Raw genomic sequence first — 20,540 nt, 5'->3', positions numbered from 1 at the left:
GCCGAAACTGCTGATGCTGGACGAGCCGAGCCTCGGGCTTGCGCCCATCGTGACCGAGGAGCTTTTCGCCGCACTGGCGCAGGTCAAGGCGCGCGGCCTCGCCGTCCTGCTGGTCGAGCAGAACGTGCGGCTGAGCCTTGGCCTCGCCGATCGCGCATATCTGATGACCAGCGGCCGGATCATGGGCGAGGGGAGCAGCGCCGATATTGCGGCTGACCCGCATCTGGCCCAGATCTTTCTGGGCCGGACCGGCACCGAACCGAATGAAAGGACATATCATGCATCACGCTGAGCTTTATATCGACGGCAGCGAAGGCCCCGCCTCGGACGGGAAGCGGTTCGAGCGGATGAACCCGATCACCGGCGAGGTCGCGACCTCGGCGGCGGCGGCCACGGTTGCGGATGCCGAGCGCGCGGCCGATGCCGCCGCGCGCGCCTTTGCCGAGTGGTCGCAAAGCTCGGCGGGCGAGCGGCGCAGGCTGCTGATGGCAGCGGCGATGGCGCTGCTCGCGCGCGGGGACGAGATCGTCGCGGCGATGAAGGAGGAGATCGGCGCGACCGAGGCCTGGGCGCGTTTCAACGTCAAGCTCGCCTCCGAGATGCTGGTCGAGGCCGGTGCGATGACGACCCAGATCAAGGGCGAGGTGATCCCCTCGAACCGCCCCGGCACGACTGCGATGGCGCTGCGGGTGCCGGTCGGCGTCGTCTTTGCCATGGCGCCCTGGAACGCGCCGGTGATCCTTGGCGTGCGGGCGCTGGCGACGCCGCTCGCCTGCGGAAATACCGTGGTGATGAAAACCTCCGAGCTTTGCCCGCGCACGCATGGGTTGATCGTCGAGGCCATCGCCTCGGCCGGGTTCCCGCGCGGAGTGCTGAACGTGGTCTCGAACGCGCCGAATGACGCGCCGGCGATCGTGGATGCGCTGATCGCCCATCCCGCGGTGCGGCGGGTGAACTTCACCGGCTCGACCCGCGTGGGGCGGATCATCGCCGAGGCTGCGGCGAAACACATCAAGCCGGCGCTGCTGGAACTGGGCGGCAAGGCGCCCTTCATCGTCCTCGAAGATGCCGATATAGACGCCGCCGTCGCCGCGGCGGCCTTCGGCGCCTATATGAACCAAGGCCAGATCTGCATGTCGACCGAGCGGATCATCACCGTGGGCGAGATTGGCGACCGCTTTGTCGAGGCCTTCGCGCGGAAGGTCGCGACCCTCAAGGCCGGCGACCCGCGCGAGGGGAACACGCCCCTCGGCTCGATGGTCAGCCTTGAGGCCGCGAACCGCATCCGCGAGCTGGTGCAGGACGCGACGGGCAAGGGGGCAAGGCTGGTCGCAGGCGGCGGCGGGTCCGGCACGCTGATCGACGCGATCGCGCTTGACCACGTCACCCCCTCGATGCGGCTCTATTCCGAGGAAAGCTTCGGGCCGGTCGCCTCGATCATCCGCGCGGCCAGCGTGGACGAGGCCGTCTCGATCGCCAATGACAATGAGATGGGGCTGGCCGCCGCGGTCTTTGGCCGCGATCAGGCCCGCGCCATGGCCGTCGCCGCCCGGATCGAGAGCGGCATCTGCCATGTCAACGGACCGACCGTGCATGACGAGGCGCAGATGCCCTTCGGCGGGGTCAAATCCTCGGGCTATGGCCGGTTCGGCGGCGCGGCGGGGATCGCCGAGTTCACCGAATTGCGCTGGATCACCCAACAGGACGGACCGCTGCATTACCCGATCTGAGATCAGCCGGGTTCAACCGCCTCGATTCCCTCGGCCTTCAGCCGGCGGCGGAGGCCGAAAATCGTCTCGGTCTCGACGGCATTGAGGGGGAAGAGATAGGCGAGGGCGGGGGACATCTCCCGCCCCGGAAAGCTGGCGGCGATCATGAGGTCATGCACTTTCTGTCGCGACAAAGCCTCGTCCGCGGCTTTTCCCGGACTGTAGCTTCGTCGGCTGAGACGATCCCGATGCTTGGGCCACCGTGGCCACCTGCCAGAGCAGACCGCGACGATCGAAGCGTCGGATTGGCTGGGAAAGCTTTGTGAAGCAAAGATCGCGACGAAAATGCAACCAAAGGCAAAGGCATAGAGAAAACCGGAGGTGGAATTCCCCCCATCATCAGGAATTGCGCCAGCTCTTCGGCGCGAAGCTGGTTATAGGTTCAGAGGGATCAGGGAACTCTGGCAGGCCACGGATCTTCTCCGCAAATCGTTAGAACCAATCGGACATCAGCATCGCTGAATATTTAGGCCGCAGGGACCGACAAAAGCCGGACCCGCGCCGACCGAGATCAGGGCGATAATCGCAACAGGAACAACATAAGGAATCCTTATGCCGGATTTCCTTGTCGAAGATTCGCCTTAGCACATCTCGTGCGCAAGATTAAAACTCAGGCGGCGGGACCGGGTGGATTTACCGCGACATTGTCGATCAGCCTGACCCCGTCGAGCCAGGCGGCGACCAGGAGGCGCATGGCATGGCCGGACCGGGGGGCGCCGAGCGTTTCGGCGTCGCAAAGCTCCAGATACTCGACCGGCCCGATCCCCCTTGCCGCAAGATCGGCACGGGCCCGGTCCAGGACGTGCTCCAGCGGTCGGCCCTGAGAAATCGCCCGCGCCGCGGCCTCCAGCGTGTCGGGGATCGCGGTCGCCTGACTGCGGCCTTCGGGGCTGAGGCGCTGGTTGCGCGAGGACAAGGCCAGCCCGTCCTCGGCCCGGATGGTGGGGCAGGGAACGATCTCGACCGGCAGCCGCAGGTCGGCGACCAGCCGGCGCACCACCTGCAATTGCTGCCAGTCCTTTTCGCCGAAAAAGGCGCGGTCGGCCTCGGTCATGTTGAAGAGGATGGTCACGACCGTCGCCACGCCGTCGAAATGGCCGGGCCTGTGCGCCCCCTCCAGCGGCTCGCTGACGCCCGCAACGGAAATCGCCGTCGCATGGCCCGGGGGATAGACTTCGTCGCCATCGGGGACGAAGAGCGCGTCGATCCCGAAAGGGCCGAGGAGTTCCGCATCCCTGAGTTCGGTGCGCGGATATTTCGCGAAATCCTCGGGCGAGTTGAACTGGCGCGGATTGATGAACAGTGTGACGATGACGCGGTCGCAACTGGCCTTTGCGGCCCGCACGAGGTTCAGGTGACCCTCATGCAGCGCGCCCATGGTCGGGACGACGCCCACGACCTCGCCCCGCGCCTTCCAGTCCCGCAGCCTTGCGCGCAGCTCGTCCAGCCGGCGGATGATGGTCGCGCTCATGCGTCAGGCCCCAGTGCCAAAGCTGTGCTCGGGGCCGGGGAACACGCCCTGCCGGACATCGGCCGCATAGGCCGCGACGGCGCGGGCCACGTCCTGTCCCAGCTCGGCATAGCGGCGGACGAATTTTGGCTGGAAGTCCGAGAAGAGGCCCAGCATGTCATCGACGACCAGCACCTGACCGTCACAATCCGGCCCCGCGCCGATGCCGATGGTCGGGACCGGAATTTCGGCGGTGATCCGGGCGCCGAGTTCGGCGGGCAGTTTCTCAAGCACAACCGCGAAAGCCCCGGCATCGGCAAGGGCGGCTGCATCCGCGGCGACCCGGTCGCCATCGGCGCCGCGACCCTGGACCTTGTAGCCGCCAAGCGCGTTGACGGCTTGCGGGGTCAGGCCGACATGGCCCACGACCGGGATCCCCCGGTCGACCAGAAAGCGCACGGTGTCGGCCATGTGGCGTCCGCCTTCCAGCTTCACCGCCTGTGCGCCGGTCTCGGTCATCAGCCGCGCGGCATTGCGAAACGCCATTTCCGGGCTTTCCTCGCAGGAGCCGAAGGGCATGTCGACGACCATGCAGGCATGGTCCAGCCCGCGCGCCACCGCCTGCCCGTGCAGGATCATCATCTCCATCGTCACGCCGACGGTCGAGGGAAGGCCGTGCAGCACCATCCCGACACTGTCGCCGACAAGAACCAGGTCGCAGGCCTCGTCGACCAGACGCGCCATCGGCGTCGTATAGGCGGTCAGGCAGACGATCTTGTCGCCCGACTTGCGGCCCTGAATGTCCATCGGGGTCAGTTTTCGGCTCTTCCGGGATGTGGCGCTCACGTCTGCTCCTGTCACATCGGGCAGCTCGGCCCGTCCCGCACCGAGTAACGCGTTGATGGCATCCGGGCAATAGCGGCGCGGCCTATGGGGGACAGTCGCTCAGGCGATCCCCATTGTCAGCAGATCCGCGATCCTGAGCGCGTTCGCCGCAATGGTCAGGCTCGGGTTGACGCCCATGGAGGTCGGCAAGAGCGAGGCGTCGGCCACCCAGAGGTTGGTCATCCCGTGAACGCGGCAGGTGGCATCGACCACGCTGCGGGCGGGATCGTGACCCATGCGCAGGCTGCCGCAGGCATGGCCGAAATTCGGTTCAGGCTCCTGCGTCAGGAACATGGTCCGCTGGCCCTTCAGGGCAGACTTGATCAATTGGCGGAACCGGGCGCGTCGCTCCAACAGTTCGGGGGCGAAGCGATAGTCGATCAGGATGCCGCCCGGCTTGTCCCGATCCGGCAGCACGCGGTTTTCGGCATAGGGCAGATCTTCGAGCAGCCCGACAAAGACCTTGGCCTGCCCCAGCATCCGGGCCGCGATCGTGGCGGGAACCCGCGCCAGCTCGCGCGTTCCGGGCACGCGGCGCAGGGCCGAGGCCGCGATCTTGCGGCGCAGGTGGTGCAGGATCTCGCCCTGACCGACATTGAGGCCCATGGCCTGAACCATCCCGAACCTTTGCCCTTCGGCATAGTAGAGATCGCGGAATCCCACGGATTTCGCTGCCTCTGCGAAAGCCTCGCCCCGGCGCGGCCAGAGGGCGAAGATCTCGTTCAGGTGGAACATCAGATGGCGTCCGACCTGATCCCGGGCATTGCCGCAGCCCTCCGGCCAATAGGGCGCGCGGGAGTCCAGCAGGAGCCTTGGCGAGGAAAGCGCGCCGGCCGCAAGGATGACGTGGTCGGCGGTGAAGTTCAGCATCGCGCCATCGCGGCGGGCAAACACGTGGGTCACGCGCTCTCTCTCGCCCTCGAGGCGCATCACCTCGCAGCGGTCAAGCAGCGCGGCGCGCCCGGTGGCCAAGGCAGGCTCGACCCCCGCCGACCTGCCATCCATCTTGCAGTTCATCGGACATTTGCGCCCCAGGCAGGATTCGCAGCCCTGTATCTGCCGCAGCGCGCTGTGCAGCTGATAGGGATGCAGCCCCAGCCTGCGCATCTGCGCCATGATCCGCGCGTCGCCATCACACATCGCGCTGCCCGGTCCAAGCTGGGGCGAGGGATGGGGCGAGAGCGGGTCGGGCTGGCCCCTGACCGAATAGATCGCCTGCGCCTGATCGAAATAGGGAAGCATCTGCGAAAAGCTGACGGGCCAGCCCGCCGTCGGGTGGGGCCGGGCAGAGCTGTCGTCCAGATCATGCGCCTCGGGACGTTCGAGCGTGGCGGCGTAGAAGACGGAAGACCCGCCCACTCCGGCGCCGAGGGGGGCGTAGAAGCTGCGCTCATTCCCGCCGATCCGCACCCGCACGGGATCGGGCCAGGAGCCACGCTGGATGCGCGCGGCGGGGTCCGTCACCTCGTCCGGGGCCAGGCCATCCACCGCCTCGCGCGGGCCAGCGGCGCCCTTTTCCAGAAAGAGGACCGACATGCCCTTTTCCGCCAGCCGCCTGCCGATAGTCCCCCCGCCGATGCCGGTCCCGATGATAATGGCATCCCAATGCCGCGCGGCCAGATCGGCGGTCATGGCGCCGACCGGAAGCCGGCGAATGGCCCCATCGCATCAGCGAGAGAGGATGATCCTGTCGATGTTCTGACGTCGCGCGCAGCCATCAAGGGCCAATCCGTTGCCTGCGGCGGGGCCATCAGCGAGAAAAAGGGACAGCCACCCAGAATGCGGCGGCGCCTCCGCGCGCATCCCTCGCTGAAGCCCAAGAATCTGTTGGCCTTCAATCGCATAAATCCGACCGAACCTCATATGACTGCCAGATGATGCGCTTTTTCTGACCTGCCGCAAGTTTTCACTGCTGTTTGGCGATGTTCCCGGTTCATTTCTATTTCGAGTTGCATAAGCCCCGTCGCTGGCACGGGGATGGATATGGCGGGGGACGAGAGCCGTCATGGTTATATCATATAATCCAGCCTGATAGCCGGCAGGGGTTAATGCGCGGTTAACGCCCCCCGGCACCCGGTTCGAAATCGCGATGCGGTCGCCCTCAGTCCTGCGTCACGCCGATCACCAGCATGTCGCCCTGCTGCTCCAACGGCACCGGATCGAGTCCGCAATCCGCGCCGTCGATCGCGGCGCCGGTATGGATGTCGAAGCGTGCGCCGTGGGCAGTGCAGAGCAGTTTCGTGCCGTCCGCGGACAGCAATTGCCCGCCACGGTGATCCAGCGGCAGGTATTGGTGCGGACAGGCGTTCACATAGGCGCGCCAACCCTCGCCCGCGCGCAGGATCAGCAGCGGGAAATTTCCCCTCTCGGTTTCGACGGTCAGGCTGCGGATGCCGCCGACCTCATCCGGGCGGCAGATCGGCGTGCCCGGCGGCGGGGCAGAGCGGTAATCGGACCAGGCCAAGGGTGAAACGATCCCGCCGGGGGCGGGACCATGCCCTCATGCAGCCGGATTGGCGCTGAGCACGCCACGGCGGATCTGGTCTTCCTCGATCGATTCGAAAAGGGCGCGGAAATTCCCCTCGCCAAAGCCGTCATCGCCCTTGCGCTGGATGAACTCGAAGAAGATCGGGCCGATCACCGTTTTCGAGAAGATCTGGAGCAGGATGCGGGTTTCGCCCCCGCCGACCACGCCTTCGCCGTCGATCAGGATGCCGTGCTTTTTCATCCGGTCCAGCGGCTCTTCATGCCCTTTCACGCGGCGGTGCGACATCTCGTAATAGGTGTCGGGGGGACCGGGCATGAACTCCATCCCCGCCTCGCGGATCAGGTCGGTCCCGGCATAGATGTCGTTCGAGGCGATGGCGATGTGCTGGATGCCCTCGCCCTTGTATTCGCGCAGGTATTCCTCGATCTGGCTGTGATCGTCGGTGGATTCGTTGATCGGGATGCGGATCTTGCCATCGGGAGAGGTCAGCGCCCGGCTGACCAGACCGGTCTGCTTGCCCTTGATGTCGAAATACTTGATTTCGCGGAAATTGAACGTGTCGTGGTAGAACTTGTACCAGGTGTCCATGTTGCCGCGGATCACGTTATGGGTCAGGTGGTCGAGGTAGTAGAAGCCGAAGCCCTCGGGTTTCGGGTCCGGCGCGCCCAGCCAGTCGAAATCCGCCTCATAGGCGCTGCCCGCATCGCCATATTTGTCGATGAAATAGAGCAGCGAGCCGCCGATGCCGTAGACCGCGGGCGTCTCGATCGACTTGCCGGGGCCGGTATATTCCTCGGCCCCGAGGTCGAGGGCGCGTTTCAGCGCCGCCTGCGCATCGACCACGCGCCACGCCATGGCCGGCGCGCAGGGGCCGTGCTGCTTCACGAACTCCGCCCCATGCGAGGCCGGATCGGCGTTCAGCAGATAGTTGATGTCGCCCTGACGGTAGAGGGTGATGTCCTTGCCCTTGTGCTTCGCCACCGGGACGAAGCCCATCTGCCGGAATATCCGGTCCAGCACCTCCGGCTTCGGATGGGCGAATTCCACAAATTCGAAGCCATCGGTCCCGGCGGGATTGGCTTTGCTGATGGTCGCCTTGGGTGCGTCATGCGGAAATGGACCCATGAGCTGCCTCCTGTCGATGCGATCTGGTCACGATTGAGCCATGATGGCGCAGGAAACATGCGTGATGCTTGCGAAATGCGTGGGTTTGGCCAAGATTATGCACGAAACCCGCATGAAACAGGAGCATCGTGCAGGATATGGAGCTCGATAGCTTCGACGTGGCGATTCTGGTGGCCTTGCAGCGTGACGGGGCCATGACCCATGCCGCCTTGGCCGAGGTGGTGAATCTCTCGGCCTCGCAATGCTCGCGCAGGCGGGCGGCGTTGGAGCAGGCGGGGGTGATCGAGGGCTATTCGGCGCGGCTGAGCGCGGCAAAGCTGGGCTATGGGCTGCGCGCGCTGATCCGGGTGAACCTCTCCAGCCACGGCCAGACCAAGGAGGACGACTTCGCCCGCTTCGTGGCCAGTCATCCGCAGATCCGCTCGGCCTTTTCGGTCGCGGGCGATGCCGATTATGTGCTGGACGTGCGGACCCGCGACCTTGAGGCCTTCGCCGATTTCATCCATCGCCATCTGCTGCCCCATCCGCAGGTCTCGCAGGTCAGGTCAGAGATCGTGCTGCGGACACTGAAGGACGAGCGGGGCGTGCCGCTGGGCTGAAGGGTGGGCGCGCGGTTCAGCCCGCGCGCCGAAAGGGCATTACTTGACGCCGGGCGTTCCGTCGAACTTCTTCTCGAGATGGTCCCAAACCTCGATATATTCCTCCTGCATCGGCGCTTCGGTCGCGGCGAATTCGGTCAGGTGCTGAGGGAAGCGGGTCTCGAACATGAAAGACATGGTGTTGTCCAGCTTCTCGGGCTTCAGCTCGGCATTCGAGGCGCCTTCGAAGGCGTTGCGGTCCGGGCCATGCGGCAACATGCAATTATGCAGGCTGATGCCGCCCGGCGCGAAGCCCTGCGGCTTGGCGTCATACTGGCCGTAGATGTTCCCCATCAGCTCGGACATGATGTTCTTGTGATACCATGGCGGGCGGAAGGAATGCTCGGCCACCATCCAGCGCTCGCGGAACAGCACGAAGTCGATATTCGCCGTCCCCTCCTGACCCGAGGGCGCGGTCAGCACGGTGAAGATCGACGGATCGGGATGGTCGAACAGGATCGCGCCGACCGGGGAATAGGTCCGCAGATCGTATTTATAGGCGCAATAATTGCCATGCCACGCCACCACGTCCAGCGGGCTGTGGTCGATCCAGGTCTCGTGGAACTGGCCGCACCACTTGATGACCACGCGCGAGCGGGTCTCCTTGTCCTCGAAGGCTGCGACGGGGCATTTGAAGTCGCGCGGATTGGCAAGGCAGTTCGCGCCGATCGGGCCGCGGCCGGGCAGGTCGAACTTCTGGCCGTAATTCTCGCAGACGAAGCCGCGGCAGGGGCCTTCCAGCACCTCGACGCGATAGACGAGGCCGCGCGGGATGATGGCGATTTCCTTGGGCTCAAGGTCGATGATCCCGAGCTCGGTGCAAAAGCGCAGCCGCCCCTCCTGCGGGACGACCAGCAACTCGCTGTCGGCCGAGAAGAAATATTCGTCCTGCATGGACTTCGTAACCAGATAGACATGGCTGGCCATGCCGACCTGGATGTTCACGTCGCCCGCCGTGGTGATCGAGCGCATGCCGGTGATCCATGTCAGGTCCTGATCCGGCACCGGGATCGGATCCCAGCGATACTGGCCCAGCGACATGATGTTCTTGCGGTGGGGATCATGCGGCAGGATGTTCGGCGCGGTCTTCCAATAGGGCACGTCGATCGGGCTGAAACGGCCGGTATGATGGACTGAAGGGCGGATGCGATAGCACCATGTCCGCTCGTTCTGGCCGCGCGGCGCGGTGAAGGCGGTGCCCGAGAGCTGCTCGGCATAAAGGCCGTAATTGCATTTCTGCGGGCTGTTCTGGCCCTGCGGCAACGCGCCCGGCAGCGCCTCGGTCTCGAAGTCGTTGCCGAAGCCCGGCATATAGCCTTCATGGGTGCCGCTGGTCGTTGCCGCACGGACCATGCCGTTGGGAAGTTCCTGGATCGTCATGGGGCGCCCTCCATCGCTGACGAATTTCATTGCTGTTGCAACGAATATACCGTTGCCGTCACAACGAAGCAATCTTTTCTTGTGCGGTGGCGAAAATTATTGTCGATGCAATGGACAGAACAAGGAATTTGCCGATGCCGTTTCACCTGGATGAGTTCCTGCCCTATCGGCTTAGCGTCGCGGCGGCGCAGGTCAGCCGCCGTTTTGCGATGATCTATGCCGCCGAGGCGGGACTCACCGTTCCGGAATGGCGCGTTCTGGCCCATCTTGGCCAGTCGGCAGAGGTCAGCATCCGCGACATCCACCACCGGGTCAACCTGGACAAATCCGTGGTCAGCCGGGCAGCCACCCGTCTGGAAGAGGCCGGGCTGGTCCAGAAATCCGACCACGGCTCTGATCGTCGCCTGATCGTGCTGCAACTGACGCCCGAGGGGCGGGCGCTGATGGATCGCCTTGCCCCGCTGGCATTGGAGTTTCAGGACCGGCTGCGCGCCGAACTGGGCGATCAGGCCGCGGCACTGGACGCGGCATTGGACCGGCTGATCACCACGAACGGGGCGGACGAGGCATAGCTCAACCCAGCACGGCAAGTCGTTCGCGCGTTTCGGGCATCCGCGCGAGGCTCGCCTCGATCCGCTGGCGCCAGCGGGGGCCTCGGGACAGGGCGTCCTCATAGGCCTCGGCCAGATCGTCGGGGCGGTCCTGCGCGAGGACGGTGATCAGGAATTCCGCCTGTGCCCGGTCCTTTCGCGCCTTCAACTGGTCCGGGCCGCCGATGCGGCGATCGGCCACGATCAGCTTGTGGATAGCAAAACGCTCGGGCCGGGGCACCTGAACCAGAACGCCCGAGCGATAGATGGCGACGGCAGGGATCGGCTCGGCGATCAGGAAATTCAGATAATTCAGGGCCAGCGCGCTGACGCCAAGGGCGGGCAGGGGCTTGACCGTCTCGTCACCGAAGGCAGGGGTCAGGAACTCGACCATGGCTTCGGAATGGCTCTGCCGCCACTTCCAGACCTGCCGGTCCGAGATGCCGGGGACCGGATCGAACTTGAGCGCGGCGAGGATCTGGGCCGGGCTTTCCTCGACCCGGTCCTCAAGCGCGACCGAGAGCCGCTCGAAGCTGGCAAAGTCGATGTCGCCGGTCTGGGCCAGTTGCTCGTAATCCATCCGCACGCCCAGCTCGCCCTGATAAAGCCCGTAGGCCGAAGTGCCGACCAGCGTGCCGCCCAGCCGGAACACCCCGGCGCGGGCAAAGGCCAGAAGCATCGAGCCGGTTTCCCGGTCGGTGGCGCTGAACCCCTCGGCGCGTAGGGTCCGGGCAAGCCGGCTCATGCGCCGACGGCGTTCCTCTGCCTCGGCCTTCAGCGCCTCTGCGCGCTCCAGACGCTTGCGCAGTTCCGGCTTGTCCTCGCCCAGGTAGCGGCTTTGCATCTCGGTGCCGATGCGGAAACGCTCATAAAGATAGGTGCGGCCATTGCGGTGCCGTTCCTCGACAGTGCCGATCAGGCCGGAGGCGTTTTCATCCAGATGAAGCCGCAGAAGATCCTGATATGCGGCCACCGCCGGCCGGCTCTGGGCCATGATCTGCATGTCGTTCACCTTTGGCTTTTCATGTGCATCAATTAGAAACTTGCTGCACATGAAAGCAAGTGTGCATCAAATAAATATTTGCTGCACATAATCTTGAGCGTGGCTCAGGCAGGCCCCGCGCCAAGGCCTACGACCGTGACCGGCAGCCCGTGACGGGCAAAGCGGTCGCGGACCTTTTCCACCGCCGCGGCGGCGGTAATGTCCCAGATCTTCGCGCGGCTGAGGTCGATCCTGACCGGCCCGTCATGCTCCAGCGGGTCGAAGGCGTCGATGAAGGCATCGGCCGAGGCGAAGAAGATCTGCCCCTCGACCGTATAGGTGTCGCCCTCGCGCGTGACGCTTTGCATGGCGGCGACCTTCGAGGCAAAGAACACCCCGCTCATCAGGATGCCGGTCAGCACGCCCAGCGACAGGTTGTGGCTGACCACGGTGACGGCGACCGTGGCCAGCATCACCAGATTGGACATGCGCGGAGCGCGGCGCAGCCGCCGCAGTGACGCCCAGTCGAACGTGTCGATCGAGACCATGATCATGATCGCGACCAGCGCGCCGACCGGCACCTGCGAAACCACACCCTTCAAAGACACCATCAGCAGCAGCAGGATCGCGCCCGCCGCCATGGTCGAAAGCCGGCCCCGCCCGCCATATTTCACGTTCGAAACGGTCTGGCCGATCATGCCGCAGCCGGCGATGCCTCCGAAGAGGCTCGCCGCGACATTGGCAAGGCCCAGCCCCCGCGCCTCGGCATCCTTGTCGGAGGGCGTCCCGGTCTGGTCGTCGACCACCGTGGCGGTCATCAGCGATTCAAGCAGGCCCACCATGGCGATCGCAAGCGCCGGCATGAAGATGATCCGCAGCAGGTCCAGATCGACGGGAACCTCGGGAAGCGCGAAAACCGGCAATCCCTGCGGCAACTGGCCCAGATCCGCGACCGTCGGCACCTCGACCCCAACGAGCGCGCAGAGCGCCGTCAGCACGACCACGCAGATCAGCGGCGCGGGGATGCGCGTGGTCAGGCGCGGCGCAAGATAGATGATCACGAGCCCGGCTGCGATCACCGCATAGCCGGCGGCCCCGGCCCCGATGATATGCGGGAACTGCGCGGCAAGGATCAGGATTGCCAAGGCGTTGACAAAGCCGGTGCGGACCGAACTGGAGACATAGCGCATCAGCGAGCTGAGGCGGAGAATGCCGAACGCCACCTGCAGAAGCCCGGCCAGCAGCCCCGCCGCAAGCAGGTATTCGAGGCCATGTTCACGCACCAAGGGCGCCGCGACCAGCGCGACGGAACCCGCCGCGGCAGAGATCATCGCCGGACGGCCGCCGAAGATCGCGATGACGATGCTGATCACGAAGGAGGCGAACAGGCCGACTTCGGGATCGACGCCGGCGGTAAAGGAGAATGCGATGACCTCGGGGATCAGCGCGAAGGTAGCGACTGCGCCGGCAAGGAGTTCCGAAACAGGGTTTTCCTGCCACTGACGCAGGTAGTGCCGTGATCTGTTCATGTGAAGGGACGGGGATGTGGTGTTGTCCGGCGGATCGGCGGCCGGAATAGCCACCCGGAATTGCACCGGGTCCGTGTGATTTGCTTCCTCATAGAGCTTGACGGGGGGATTGCCAACCATAAGGCGGCAAGCCCTCGCCGGGGTCAGAGGAACTTGAAGCCGAAGATCTCCTTCAGGCCAGACAGCACGAAAGTCGGCAGCGCGGCGATGAAGGCACAGCCCAGAAGCAGGCGGGCGCTGAGGCTTTCGGTCCCGATGACCAGATTGCCGAAGGGCGTATAGATGGCGATGGCCGACAGAACCAGCGACAGGGTAATGGCCATCAGCAGCTTGGAATTGCCGAAGGGCGATTTGCGGAACAGCGTCGTCGTGGTCCGCGCGTCGAAGATGTGCCAGAGCTGCGCGAAGATGATCGTCGCGAAGGCCATGGTCTGCGAGGCCTCGAGGCTGAGTCCCATGCCCTGACCGACCGTGAACGAGTAATAGCTGACCGCGCCGACGGCCAACCCCCGGATGACGATCCGCTCTTTGAGGCCACCGGCAAAGATGTCCTCGTCACGGGGGCGGGGTTTGTGTTCCATCACGTCCGGCTCGGATTCCTCGAAGCCAAGCGCAAGGGCGGGGATGCCGTCCGAGACGAGGTTGACCCAAAGCACCATCAGCGGGGTCAGCGGCATCAGGGGGTCCGCGCCCATCAGCAGGAAGGCGAAAAGGATGGTCGAAACCTCGGCCACGTTGGCGGTCAGGGCCTGGCGCACGAATTTCAGCAGGTTGCCATAGATCCGCCGCCCCTCGCGAACCGCCTTCACGATGGTCGAGAAGTTGTCGTCCAGAAGCACCAGCGCAGCGCTGTCCTTGGCCACGTTGGTCCCGGTGATGCCCATGGCGACGCCGATATCGGCGGTGCGCAGCGCCGGCGCGTCGTTCACGCCGTCGCCCGTCATCGCGGTGACTTCGCCATTGGCCTGCATCGCTTTGACGATGCGCAGCTTGTGCTCGGGCGTGACGCGGGCAAAGACGGCGGCATGGGGCATGATGCCGCGCAGTTCCAGATCCGACATGTGGTCGATTTCCGCCCCGGTATGGACCGTCTGGTCGGTCGAGGTCATGATGCCGATCTGCTCGGCGATGGCGCGGGCGGTGACGGCGTGGTCGCCGGTGATCATCACGGTGCGGATGCCGGCCGTCCGGGCCTCGGCGACCGCCTCGCTGACCTCTGGGCGCGGGGGATCCATGATGCCGAAGATGCCGGTCAGGACCAGCTCACGCTCCGGGTCGTCAGGATTGATGCCGGCCCCGTCGAGCGGCCGGAACCCGACGGCGAGCGTGCGCAGTGCCCGGCCCCCGAAATCCGCGATGACGCGGTCGACCTCGGCCCGAGCCTCGCCGGTCAGGGGCTGGACCACGCCGTCGATCAGCACGCCCTGCGACCGCGCGACCAGCACGTCGGGCGCGCCCTTGGCGATCAGCCGATGCGTTCCGTCGGGCAACGCGACGCGCATGCTCATCATCTTGCGCTCGGAATCGAAGGGGAAGACTTCCTGCGTGCGGAAATTCCGTTCGATCAACCCGTCGCGGGTGATGCCCAGCTTGGCCCCGGCCACGACCAGCGCGCCATCGGTCGGGTTGCCCTGAATGGCCGCGCGGCCGTCAACCTCGGTCAGCACGGAGTCGTTGCAATAGACCGCGATCTCCAGCAGATCGCGCAAGCCCGGCTCCTGATCCAGCACGGCGGGCTTTCCCGCGGGATCGAGGAAGTTGCCATGCGGATCGAAACCCTCTCCGGTCACGGTCCAGGTCTTGCCGCCGCCCCAGAGCCGCATGACCTGCATCTGGTTCTGGGTCAGCGTCCCGGTCTTGTCGGTGCAGATGACCGAGGTGGTGCCCAATGTCTCGACCGAGGAAAGCTTTCGCGCCAGCGCATTGTTCTGCACCATCCGCTTTGACCCGAGCGTCAGCACGATGGTCACGACGGTCGGCAAGCCCTCGGGGATCGCCGCCACCGAAAGCGAGATGCCGGTATTCAGCATCTCGAGCGGGGCCATGCCGTGAAAGATCCCGATGCCGATGACCACGGCGACTACGCCGATCGCCATGGCCATCAGGATCTTCGACAGCTTCTCGATCCGGGTCTGCAGCGGGGTTTTCGGTTCCTCGGCGGTGGTCATCAGGTGGGCGATATGGCCGACCTCGCTGTCCATGCCGGTGGCGGTGACGATGCCCTCGGCCGTGCCATGCGTGACCTTGGTGCTGGTGAAGCCCATATTGACCCGGTCGGCCAGCGTCAGTTCCGGGTCGTCGATCGGGGCAATGCCCTTGTCCACCGGCTCGGATTCGCCGGTCAGCGCGGCCTCGTCCACGGCGAATTGCGCGGCGCGGAAAAAGCGCAGGTCCGCCGCCACGATATCGCCCGCCTTGAGGCGCAGGATGTCCCCCGGGACCACGTCGGCGGCGGGGATCTCCTCCCAATTGCCGCCGCGCTTGACGAAGGCAAGCGGCGAGGCCATTTCGCGCAGCGCGGCAAGCGAGCGGGCGGCGCTGTATTCCTGATAAAAGCTGATGATCGCGTTCAGAACGACGATGGTGGCAATGGCGATGGCGTCGATCGTATGACCGGTCAGCAGCGAGACCGCCGCGCCGATCAGCAGCACGATCAGCAGAGGGTTCGCAAACTCGCGCAGGAAAAGCACGTAGATCGGGGTGGTGTGGGTCGCGGCCAGCCGGTTCGGGCCATGGGCGGCCAACCGCGCCTGTGCCTCCTCGGGGGAAAGCCCCTGTTCCGGGTCCACCCCCAGCCCCAAGGCCACGGCATCGGCACCGATCGCCCAGGGGGCATCGGCAGTCACGCGATCTGTCATCTCAACCTTTCCTGAAGGCGGCCCCTGCCGTCGCCCCGGCAGGACGGGCCGCCTCTCGATCTTCTAGCCGTTCACGATCGTTTCGGTGCTGGCATTGCTGACGGTGGTTCCCGCCTCGCCCCGCAGGGCGGCCGAGATCCCCTTGAGAGAGCAGATGATCGCCTTCTGCCCGCTGACCCGGGCGAAGTCCTGCGCGGCCTGCACCTTCGGGCCCATCGAACCCGCCGGGAAGTCATAGGCGTCGAGCCCGTCCGGGGTGATCGCGCGGATCGCCCGCTGTTCAGGGGTACCCCAGTCCAGATAGACCGCATCCGCATCCGTCGCGATCACCAGCGTATCGGCATTGATGACCTTGGCCAGAAGGCATGAGGCCAGATCCTTGTCGATCACAGCCTCAATCCCGACCAGCTTTCGCTCCTCGCCGGGCTTGTACATGGTCGGGATGCCGCCGCCGCCCGCGGCGATGACGGTGACGCCCTTTTCCAGAAGCCACTTGATCGCCTCGGTCTGGAAGATCTGCTTCGGCTTGGGCGAGGGGACGACCCGGCGCCAGTACTTGCCGTCGGGCTTCATCGTCCAGCCCTTGCTGGCCTCTTCCTGCCTTGCCTCTTCCTCGGAATAGACCTTGCCGATGAACTTGGTCGGGTCGGCGAAGGCCGGATCGTCGGGATCGACTTCGATCATGGTCAGCAGCGTGGCGATATGATGATCGAGCGGCAGGAAATTGCCCAGTTCCTGCTCGATCATATAGCCGATCATCCCCATCGTCTCGCCGACGAGAACGTCGAGGGGATAGTCCTCGACCTCGGTATTCATGATCTCCTGCAGGGCCAGCAGGCCGACCTGCGGGCCATTACCATGCGTGATGACGGTGTCATGCTCCAGGCAGAGGGGCGCAAGCGCTTCCGCGGCGAGGCGGGCGTTTCTGCGCTGGTTCTCGGCCGTCATCGCCTCTCCCCGGCGGAGAAGCGCGTTGCCCCCGAGGGCCACCACGATGCGGGACATGGATCAGCCCCCCAGCGTGGCGACCAGGATGGCCTTGATGGTATGCATCCGGTTCTCGGCCTGCTCGAACGCGATGTTCACCGGGCTTTCGAACACCTCCTCGGTCACTTCCATTTCCGAGATGCCGAACTGGTCGAAGATGTCCTGGCCCACCTTGGTCTCGGTGTTGTGGAACGCCGGCAGGCAATGCATGAACTTGACCTGCGGGTTCCCGGTCTTGTCGAGAAGGGCGCGGTTGACCTGATAGGGCAGCAAGAGCTTGATCCGCTCGCCCCAGACCTCCTTCGGCTCGCCCATCGACACCCAGACGTCGGTATGGACGAAATCCACGCCCTTGACGCCCTCGTCGATATTGTCGGTGATGGTGATGCGGGCGCCGGTTTCCTTGGCGCGTTCCTTTGCGGCCTCGATCACTTCCTCGTGGTTCCACAAGGACTTCGGCGCGATCATCCGCACATCCATCCCGAAGATCGCCCCGAGCATCAGCAGCGAGTTGCCCATGTTGTTGCGGGCATCGCCGATGAAGCAATAGGAAATGTCCTTGAGCGGCTTGTCGGCATGTTCGACCATGGTCAGCATGTCGGCCAGCATCTGCGTCGGGTGCCAGTCATCGGTCAGGCCGTTATAGACCGGCACGCCCGCGAAAGTCGAAAGCTCCTCGACCTTCTTCTGGTCCGAACCACGATACTCGATCGCGTCGAACATGCGGCCCAGCACGCGGGCGGTGTCCTTCATCGACTCCTTATGGCCGATCTGGCTGCCCGAGGGATCGAGATAGGTGATATGGGCGCCTTGGTCATGGGCCGCGACCTCGAAGGCGCAGCGGGTCCGGGTCGAGGTCTTTTCGAAGATCAGGCAGATCTCGCGCCCGATCAGGGCCGGCTGTTCGGAGTAGCTGTATTTCGCCCGCTTCAGGTCTCGCGCCAGATTGAGGAGATAGTGCATCTCCCTCTGCGAGAAGTCCTGGATCTTGAGGTAGCTTCGGCCCTTCAGGTTGAACGACATGGCAAGAGTCCTCGAATATGGCATGGGGCCGGTCGCGCCGATCGGTCAGGCGCGGCCGGCTCGGGGATCAGTAGGCGGGATCGCGCAGGATCGGGCAGGTCATGCAGTGACCGCCGCCGCGCCCGCGGCCCAGCTCGGAGCCGTCGATGGTGATGACCTCGATACCGGCCTTGCGCATCTGGGTATTGGTGTAGGTGTTCCGGTCATAACCAAGGACGACACCGGGTTCGAGCGCGACGACGTTGTTGCCGTCGTCCCATTGCTCGCGCTCCTTCTGGAACTCGTTGCCGCCGGTGCCGATGATCTCGAGCCGGTTCAGCGACAGCGCATCCTTGTAGACATCGAAGATCGAGCCCTTTTCGGCGCGCAGGTCCACATCGTCGCCACCCGAAGAACCGGGGCGGGCCGAGAAGCACCTGATCTGGTCGGCGACGGACCGGAAGGCTGTCACCTTGTCATGGTCAAGGCAGGTGAACACCGTGTCGAGATGCATCGCCGCGCGCGATTTCGGCATCATGCAGGCGATCACCCGTTCGGCCGCGCCATTGCGGAACAGCGCCCGCGCGACTTGACCCACCGCTTGGGGCGTCGTCCGCTCGCCCATGCCGATCAGCACGACGCCCTTGCCGATGGGCATGACGTCGCCGCCTTCCATGCTGGCATTGCCCCAGTCCTGATCCTCGTCCCCCCACCAGATCTTGAAATCCTGGTCGCGGAACATCGGATGGAACTTGTAGACCGTCCGCTGCATCAGCGTCTCGGGCTTGCGGGCCGGCCAGAACATCGGGTTCACGGTCACGCCATTATAGATCCAGCAGGACGGGTCGCGCTGGAACAGCATGTTGGGAACCGGAGGGATGATGAAGGTCGTGGTCTCAACCGCGGTCTTCAGCAAGGGCGACAGCAGATCCTGCGGCAGGTCGGACATCAGCACGCCGCCCATCATGTGACGGGCCAGTTCCTTGCCCGAAAGGCTGTCGAGCCAGGGCTTGAGGGCCTCGGTCACGGTGGGCAGGATGTAGTTTGGCGTGATGCGGCGCTCCATGAAGAACGCGCGCCCCTCGGGCGAGGCATCGAAGGTTTCCGCCAGCAATTCCTGAATGTCGAAAACCTCGATGCCGCGATCCTTCATGCGAAGGACGAAATCGGCGTGATGCGAGCGGGCCTTCTGGACCCAGATCACGTCGTCGAACAGCAGCTCATGGGAATTTTCGGGCGTCAGCCGCTCATGCGCCAGCGAAGGGCGTGATACGATCACCTTCCGCAACTTACCGATTTCGGAATGGACTCCGAACTGCATCTTGCGCTCCTGTGATTGTCGGATCGGCCACATGGGCCGGATCCGCAGGGAAATTAACTTACGAGGGCACCGATGCTCAGCGCGACGAGGATGACCACGGCGAGCATCAGGACGAGAGGAAAGACGAAACGCAGCCATCGCTCATAGGAGACGCGGCCGATGGCAATGCCGCCCATGACCACGGCGAAGGTCGGGTTGAAGAGGTTCACCAGACCATTCGCCGACTGGAACGCCGTCACCACCAGATCGCGGCCGACATTGGCGAAGTCCGCCATGGGCGCCATGATCGGCATCGACAGCGTGGCCAGCCCCGAGGACGAGGGGACGAGGAAGGACATCAGAAGCTGGATCACGAACATCGCACTGATGAAGGTGATCTCGCTCAGCCCCATGACGAATTCCTCGGCCGAATGCAGGATCGTGTCGGTGATCTTGCCTGCATCCATGATCACGACGACGCCCCGCGCGACGCCGATGATCAGCGCCACCCCGAGAAGGTCGCGCGCGCCGTCGACAAAGGTATCGACAAGCGTTTTTTCATCCATGCGTGTTTCCGGGCCGAATTTGGCGACGATCCAGACGACAATGGCCATCGCAAGGAACAGGCCGGACATTTCGCCCATCCACCAGTCCATCGCGACGACGCCGTAAATCATCGCCACGAAAGTCAGACCGAAGAGCCCGAGAATAACGCTCCGAATTGTGGTCAGCTCGGGCAGGTTATCGCCTTCCTCCTCGGATGACTTGAGAAAGAAGTTGCGGTTTTCGGTTGCCATATCCGCAACGATGGATCGCGAGGGTTCGGCCTGCACCCGGCGGGCGTAACGCATCACATATAGAATACCGATCGCAAGGCAGGCAGCAAGAATCACGAACCGTAATACGATGCCGGTGGTAAATGGAATGCCCGCGCCTTGCGATGCGACGACCGTGGCGAAGGCATTGAAGGTCGACCCCAATGTTCCGATCCCCGCGCCAAGCATGATAACCGCGACACCGGTAACCGTGTCATAGCCCGCCCGCAAGAATACAGGGATGACCAGCGCATAGAAGGCCAGCGTCTCCTCGGCCATGCCATAGCTGGTGCCACCCAGCGCAAAGGCAATCATCAGGATGGGAATCATCAGGATCTCCCGCCCCTTGAGCTTGTGGAGCAGGCCGCCGATCCCCGCGTCGATCGCGCCGGTCTTGGTGACGACCGCAAGGAAGCCGCCGATGATCAGCACGAACAGGGCGACGTCGATGGCGGCGCTGGAGCTGGAGCCGAGCAGCCCCGGATCATACATGCCCGCGATTGGAGCAAGAATGACCGATGTCAGTCCCTGGGGATTCGGGTCCACGTTGTGATAGGTTCCCGGGACAGGCGCTTCCGCTCCGAGATTGGGATTTAATGCGCGCTCATACACGCCGGCTGGCACGATCCACGTCAGAATCGCAACGATGACAATTAAGGCAAAGAGGATCGTGAAAGCTGTGGGAAAGCGAAAATTACGAATGGCGACCTCCCGATATGATTATCTTGACGAGTCGAAAATC

Annotated in this window: 17 protein-coding genes, 1 pseudogene and 1 other annotated feature; of the genes and pseudogenes, 4 read left to right on the top strand and 14 right to left on the bottom strand. The window is 64.4% G+C overall.

What is annotated here, in order from left to right; genetic code table 11:
- Both VNQ78_RS19835 and VNQ78_RS19830 read left to right on the top strand, forming a co-directional pair.
- Positions 1-292: pseudogene (locus VNQ78_RS19835) on the top strand (ABC transporter ATP-binding protein); the annotation flags it as partial.
- Complete coding sequence (locus VNQ78_RS19830; RefSeq protein ID WP_325693198.1) at positions 279-1,730, top strand: aldehyde dehydrogenase; 1,452 nt, start codon at positions 279-281, stop codon at positions 1,728-1,730. The pseudogene VNQ78_RS19835 and the gene VNQ78_RS19830, both read left to right, overlap by 14 nt.
- Positions 1,731-1,732: 2 nt before the next feature.
- Here VNQ78_RS19830 and VNQ78_RS19825 read toward each other — a convergent pair whose 3' ends face one another.
- The 6 genes from VNQ78_RS19825 to hppD form a co-directional block, all read right to left on the bottom strand.
- The gene (locus tag VNQ78_RS19825) at positions 1,733-1,903 is read right to left on the bottom strand and encodes a hypothetical protein (RefSeq protein WP_325693194.1); all 171 of its coding nucleotides are present in this window, start codon (positions 1,901-1,903) and stop codon (positions 1,733-1,735) included.
- Between the two features lie 476 nt (positions 1,904-2,379).
- Entirely contained in the window at positions 2,380-3,240 is an 861-nt protein-coding gene (gene panC / locus VNQ78_RS19820; RefSeq protein WP_325693191.1) for a pantoate--beta-alanine ligase, read from the bottom strand.
- Between the two features lie 3 nt (positions 3,241-3,243).
- Positions 3,244-4,026, bottom strand: coding sequence for a 3-methyl-2-oxobutanoate hydroxymethyltransferase (gene panB, locus VNQ78_RS19815; protein ID WP_414694120.1), 783 nt, complete (start codon positions 4,024-4,026; stop codon positions 3,244-3,246).
- A 138-nt stretch (positions 4,027-4,164) separates the two neighbouring features.
- Complete coding sequence (locus tag VNQ78_RS19810; protein WP_325693186.1) at positions 4,165-5,736, bottom strand: GMC family oxidoreductase; 1,572 nt, start codon at positions 5,734-5,736, stop codon at positions 4,165-4,167.
- Between the two features lie 469 nt (positions 5,737-6,205).
- Complete coding sequence (locus VNQ78_RS19805; RefSeq protein ID WP_325693183.1) at positions 6,206-6,568, bottom strand: Rieske (2Fe-2S) protein; 363 nt, start codon at positions 6,566-6,568, stop codon at positions 6,206-6,208.
- A gap of 36 nt (positions 6,569-6,604) precedes the next feature.
- Positions 6,605-7,717 (bottom strand): 4-hydroxyphenylpyruvate dioxygenase, encoded by a 1,113-nt coding sequence (hppD, locus tag VNQ78_RS19800; RefSeq protein WP_325693180.1) that lies wholly within the window; start codon positions 7,715-7,717, stop codon positions 6,605-6,607.
- Between the two features lie 137 nt (positions 7,718-7,854).
- Here hppD and VNQ78_RS19795 point away from each other — a divergent pair, with 137 nt between their 5' ends.
- Entirely contained in the window at positions 7,855-8,316 is a 462-nt protein-coding gene (locus VNQ78_RS19795; protein WP_325693213.1) for an Lrp/AsnC family transcriptional regulator, read from the top strand.
- Between the two features lie 39 nt (positions 8,317-8,355).
- Here the strand turns inward: VNQ78_RS19795 and hmgA are convergent, their stop codons facing one another.
- The gene (gene hmgA, locus VNQ78_RS19790) at positions 8,356-9,735 is read right to left on the bottom strand and encodes a homogentisate 1,2-dioxygenase (RefSeq protein ID WP_325693177.1); all 1,380 of its coding nucleotides are present in this window, start codon (positions 9,733-9,735) and stop codon (positions 8,356-8,358) included.
- Between the two features lie 134 nt (positions 9,736-9,869).
- Here hmgA and VNQ78_RS19785 point away from each other — a divergent pair, with 134 nt between their 5' ends.
- Positions 9,870-10,307 carry a MarR family winged helix-turn-helix transcriptional regulator gene (locus VNQ78_RS19785; protein ID WP_325693174.1) on the top strand — a complete coding sequence of 146 codons (438 nt, stop codon included), beginning with the start codon at positions 9,870-9,872 and terminating at the stop codon, positions 10,305-10,307.
- A 1-nt stretch (position 10,308) separates the two neighbouring features.
- Here the strand turns inward: VNQ78_RS19785 and VNQ78_RS19780 are convergent, their stop codons facing one another.
- The 7 genes from VNQ78_RS19780 to VNQ78_RS19750 form a co-directional block, all read right to left on the bottom strand.
- Positions 10,309-11,328, bottom strand: coding sequence for a nucleotidyltransferase family protein (locus tag VNQ78_RS19780; RefSeq protein WP_325693211.1), 1,020 nt, complete (start codon positions 11,326-11,328; stop codon positions 10,309-10,311).
- Between the two features lie 104 nt (positions 11,329-11,432).
- On the bottom strand, positions 11,433-12,956 hold the full coding sequence (locus tag VNQ78_RS19775) for a SulP family inorganic anion transporter (protein WP_325693171.1): 1,524 nt from the start codon (positions 12,954-12,956) through the stop codon (positions 11,433-11,435).
- Positions 12,857-12,912 (bottom strand) — a sequence feature (sul1 is cis-regulatory element that is thought to sense ions involved in sulfur or methionine metabolism; They are found in Alphaproteobacteria). It overlaps the preceding gene by 56 nt.
- Positions 12,957-12,979: 23 nt before the next feature.
- Positions 12,980-15,694, bottom strand: coding sequence for a cation-translocating P-type ATPase (locus tag VNQ78_RS19770; protein WP_325693168.1), 2,715 nt, complete (start codon positions 15,692-15,694; stop codon positions 12,980-12,982).
- A 63-nt stretch (positions 15,695-15,757) separates the two neighbouring features.
- Positions 15,758-16,699 carry a carbamate kinase gene (gene arcC, locus VNQ78_RS19765; protein ID WP_325693165.1) on the bottom strand — a complete coding sequence of 314 codons (942 nt, stop codon included), beginning with the start codon at positions 16,697-16,699 and terminating at the stop codon, positions 15,758-15,760.
- 3 nt (positions 16,700-16,702) lie between these two features.
- Complete coding sequence (locus tag VNQ78_RS19760) at positions 16,703-17,704, bottom strand: ornithine carbamoyltransferase (RefSeq protein ID WP_325693162.1); 1,002 nt, start codon at positions 17,702-17,704, stop codon at positions 16,703-16,705.
- Between the two features lie 67 nt (positions 17,705-17,771).
- A complete protein-coding gene (locus VNQ78_RS19755; protein WP_325693160.1) occupies positions 17,772-19,004 on the bottom strand; it encodes an arginine deiminase in 1,233 nt (410 codons plus the stop codon).
- A 53-nt stretch (positions 19,005-19,057) separates the two neighbouring features.
- Positions 19,058-20,437, bottom strand: coding sequence for a YfcC family protein (locus VNQ78_RS19750; RefSeq protein ID WP_414694119.1), 1,380 nt, complete (start codon positions 20,435-20,437; stop codon positions 19,058-19,060).
- Positions 20,438-20,540: the final 103 nt, after the last annotated feature.

It is taken from the genome of Paracoccus sp. (in: a-proteobacteria), from assembly GCF_035556475.1.
Classification (GTDB): Bacteria; Pseudomonadota; Alphaproteobacteria; order Rhodobacterales; family Rhodobacteraceae; genus Paracoccus.
This window is presented reverse-complemented; position numbering and strand designations above follow the sequence as displayed.

Coding starts and splice junctions, on each gene's coding strand:
- hmgA (WP_325693177.1), bottom strand. CDS start 9,735: ATGACGATCCAGGAACTTCCCAACGGCATGGTCCGTGCGGCAACGACC.
- panB (WP_414694120.1), bottom strand. CDS start 4,026: ATGGACATTCAGGGCCGCAAGTCGGGCGACAAGATCGTCTGCCTGACC.
- VNQ78_RS19810 (WP_325693186.1), bottom strand. CDS start 5,736: ATGACCGCCGATCTGGCCGCGCGGCATTGGGATGCCATTATCATCGGG.
- arcC (WP_325693165.1), bottom strand. CDS start 16,699: ATGTCCCGCATCGTGGTGGCCCTCGGGGGCAACGCGCTTCTCCGCCGG.
- hppD (WP_325693180.1), bottom strand. CDS start 7,717: ATGGGTCCATTTCCGCATGACGCACCCAAGGCGACCATCAGCAAAGCC.
- VNQ78_RS19785 (WP_325693174.1), top strand. CDS start 9,870: ATGCCGTTTCACCTGGATGAGTTCCTGCCCTATCGGCTTAGCGTCGCG.
- VNQ78_RS19775 (WP_325693171.1), bottom strand. CDS start 12,956: ATGGTTGGCAATCCCCCCGTCAAGCTCTATGAGGAAGCAAATCACACG.
- VNQ78_RS19760 (WP_325693162.1), bottom strand. CDS start 17,704: ATGTCGTTCAACCTGAAGGGCCGAAGCTACCTCAAGATCCAGGACTTC.
- VNQ78_RS19755 (WP_325693160.1), bottom strand. CDS start 19,004: ATGCAGTTCGGAGTCCATTCCGAAATCGGTAAGTTGCGGAAGGTGATC.
- panC (WP_325693191.1), bottom strand. CDS start 3,240: ATGAGCGCGACCATCATCCGCCGGCTGGACGAGCTGCGCGCAAGGCTG.
- VNQ78_RS19780 (WP_325693211.1), bottom strand. CDS start 11,328: ATGCAGATCATGGCCCAGAGCCGGCCGGCGGTGGCCGCATATCAGGAT.
- VNQ78_RS19770 (WP_325693168.1), bottom strand. CDS start 15,694: ATGACAGATCGCGTGACTGCCGATGCCCCCTGGGCGATCGGTGCCGAT.
- VNQ78_RS19830 (WP_325693198.1), top strand. CDS start 279: ATGCATCACGCTGAGCTTTATATCGACGGCAGCGAAGGCCCCGCCTCG.
- VNQ78_RS19795 (WP_325693213.1), top strand. CDS start 7,855: ATGGAGCTCGATAGCTTCGACGTGGCGATTCTGGTGGCCTTGCAGCGT.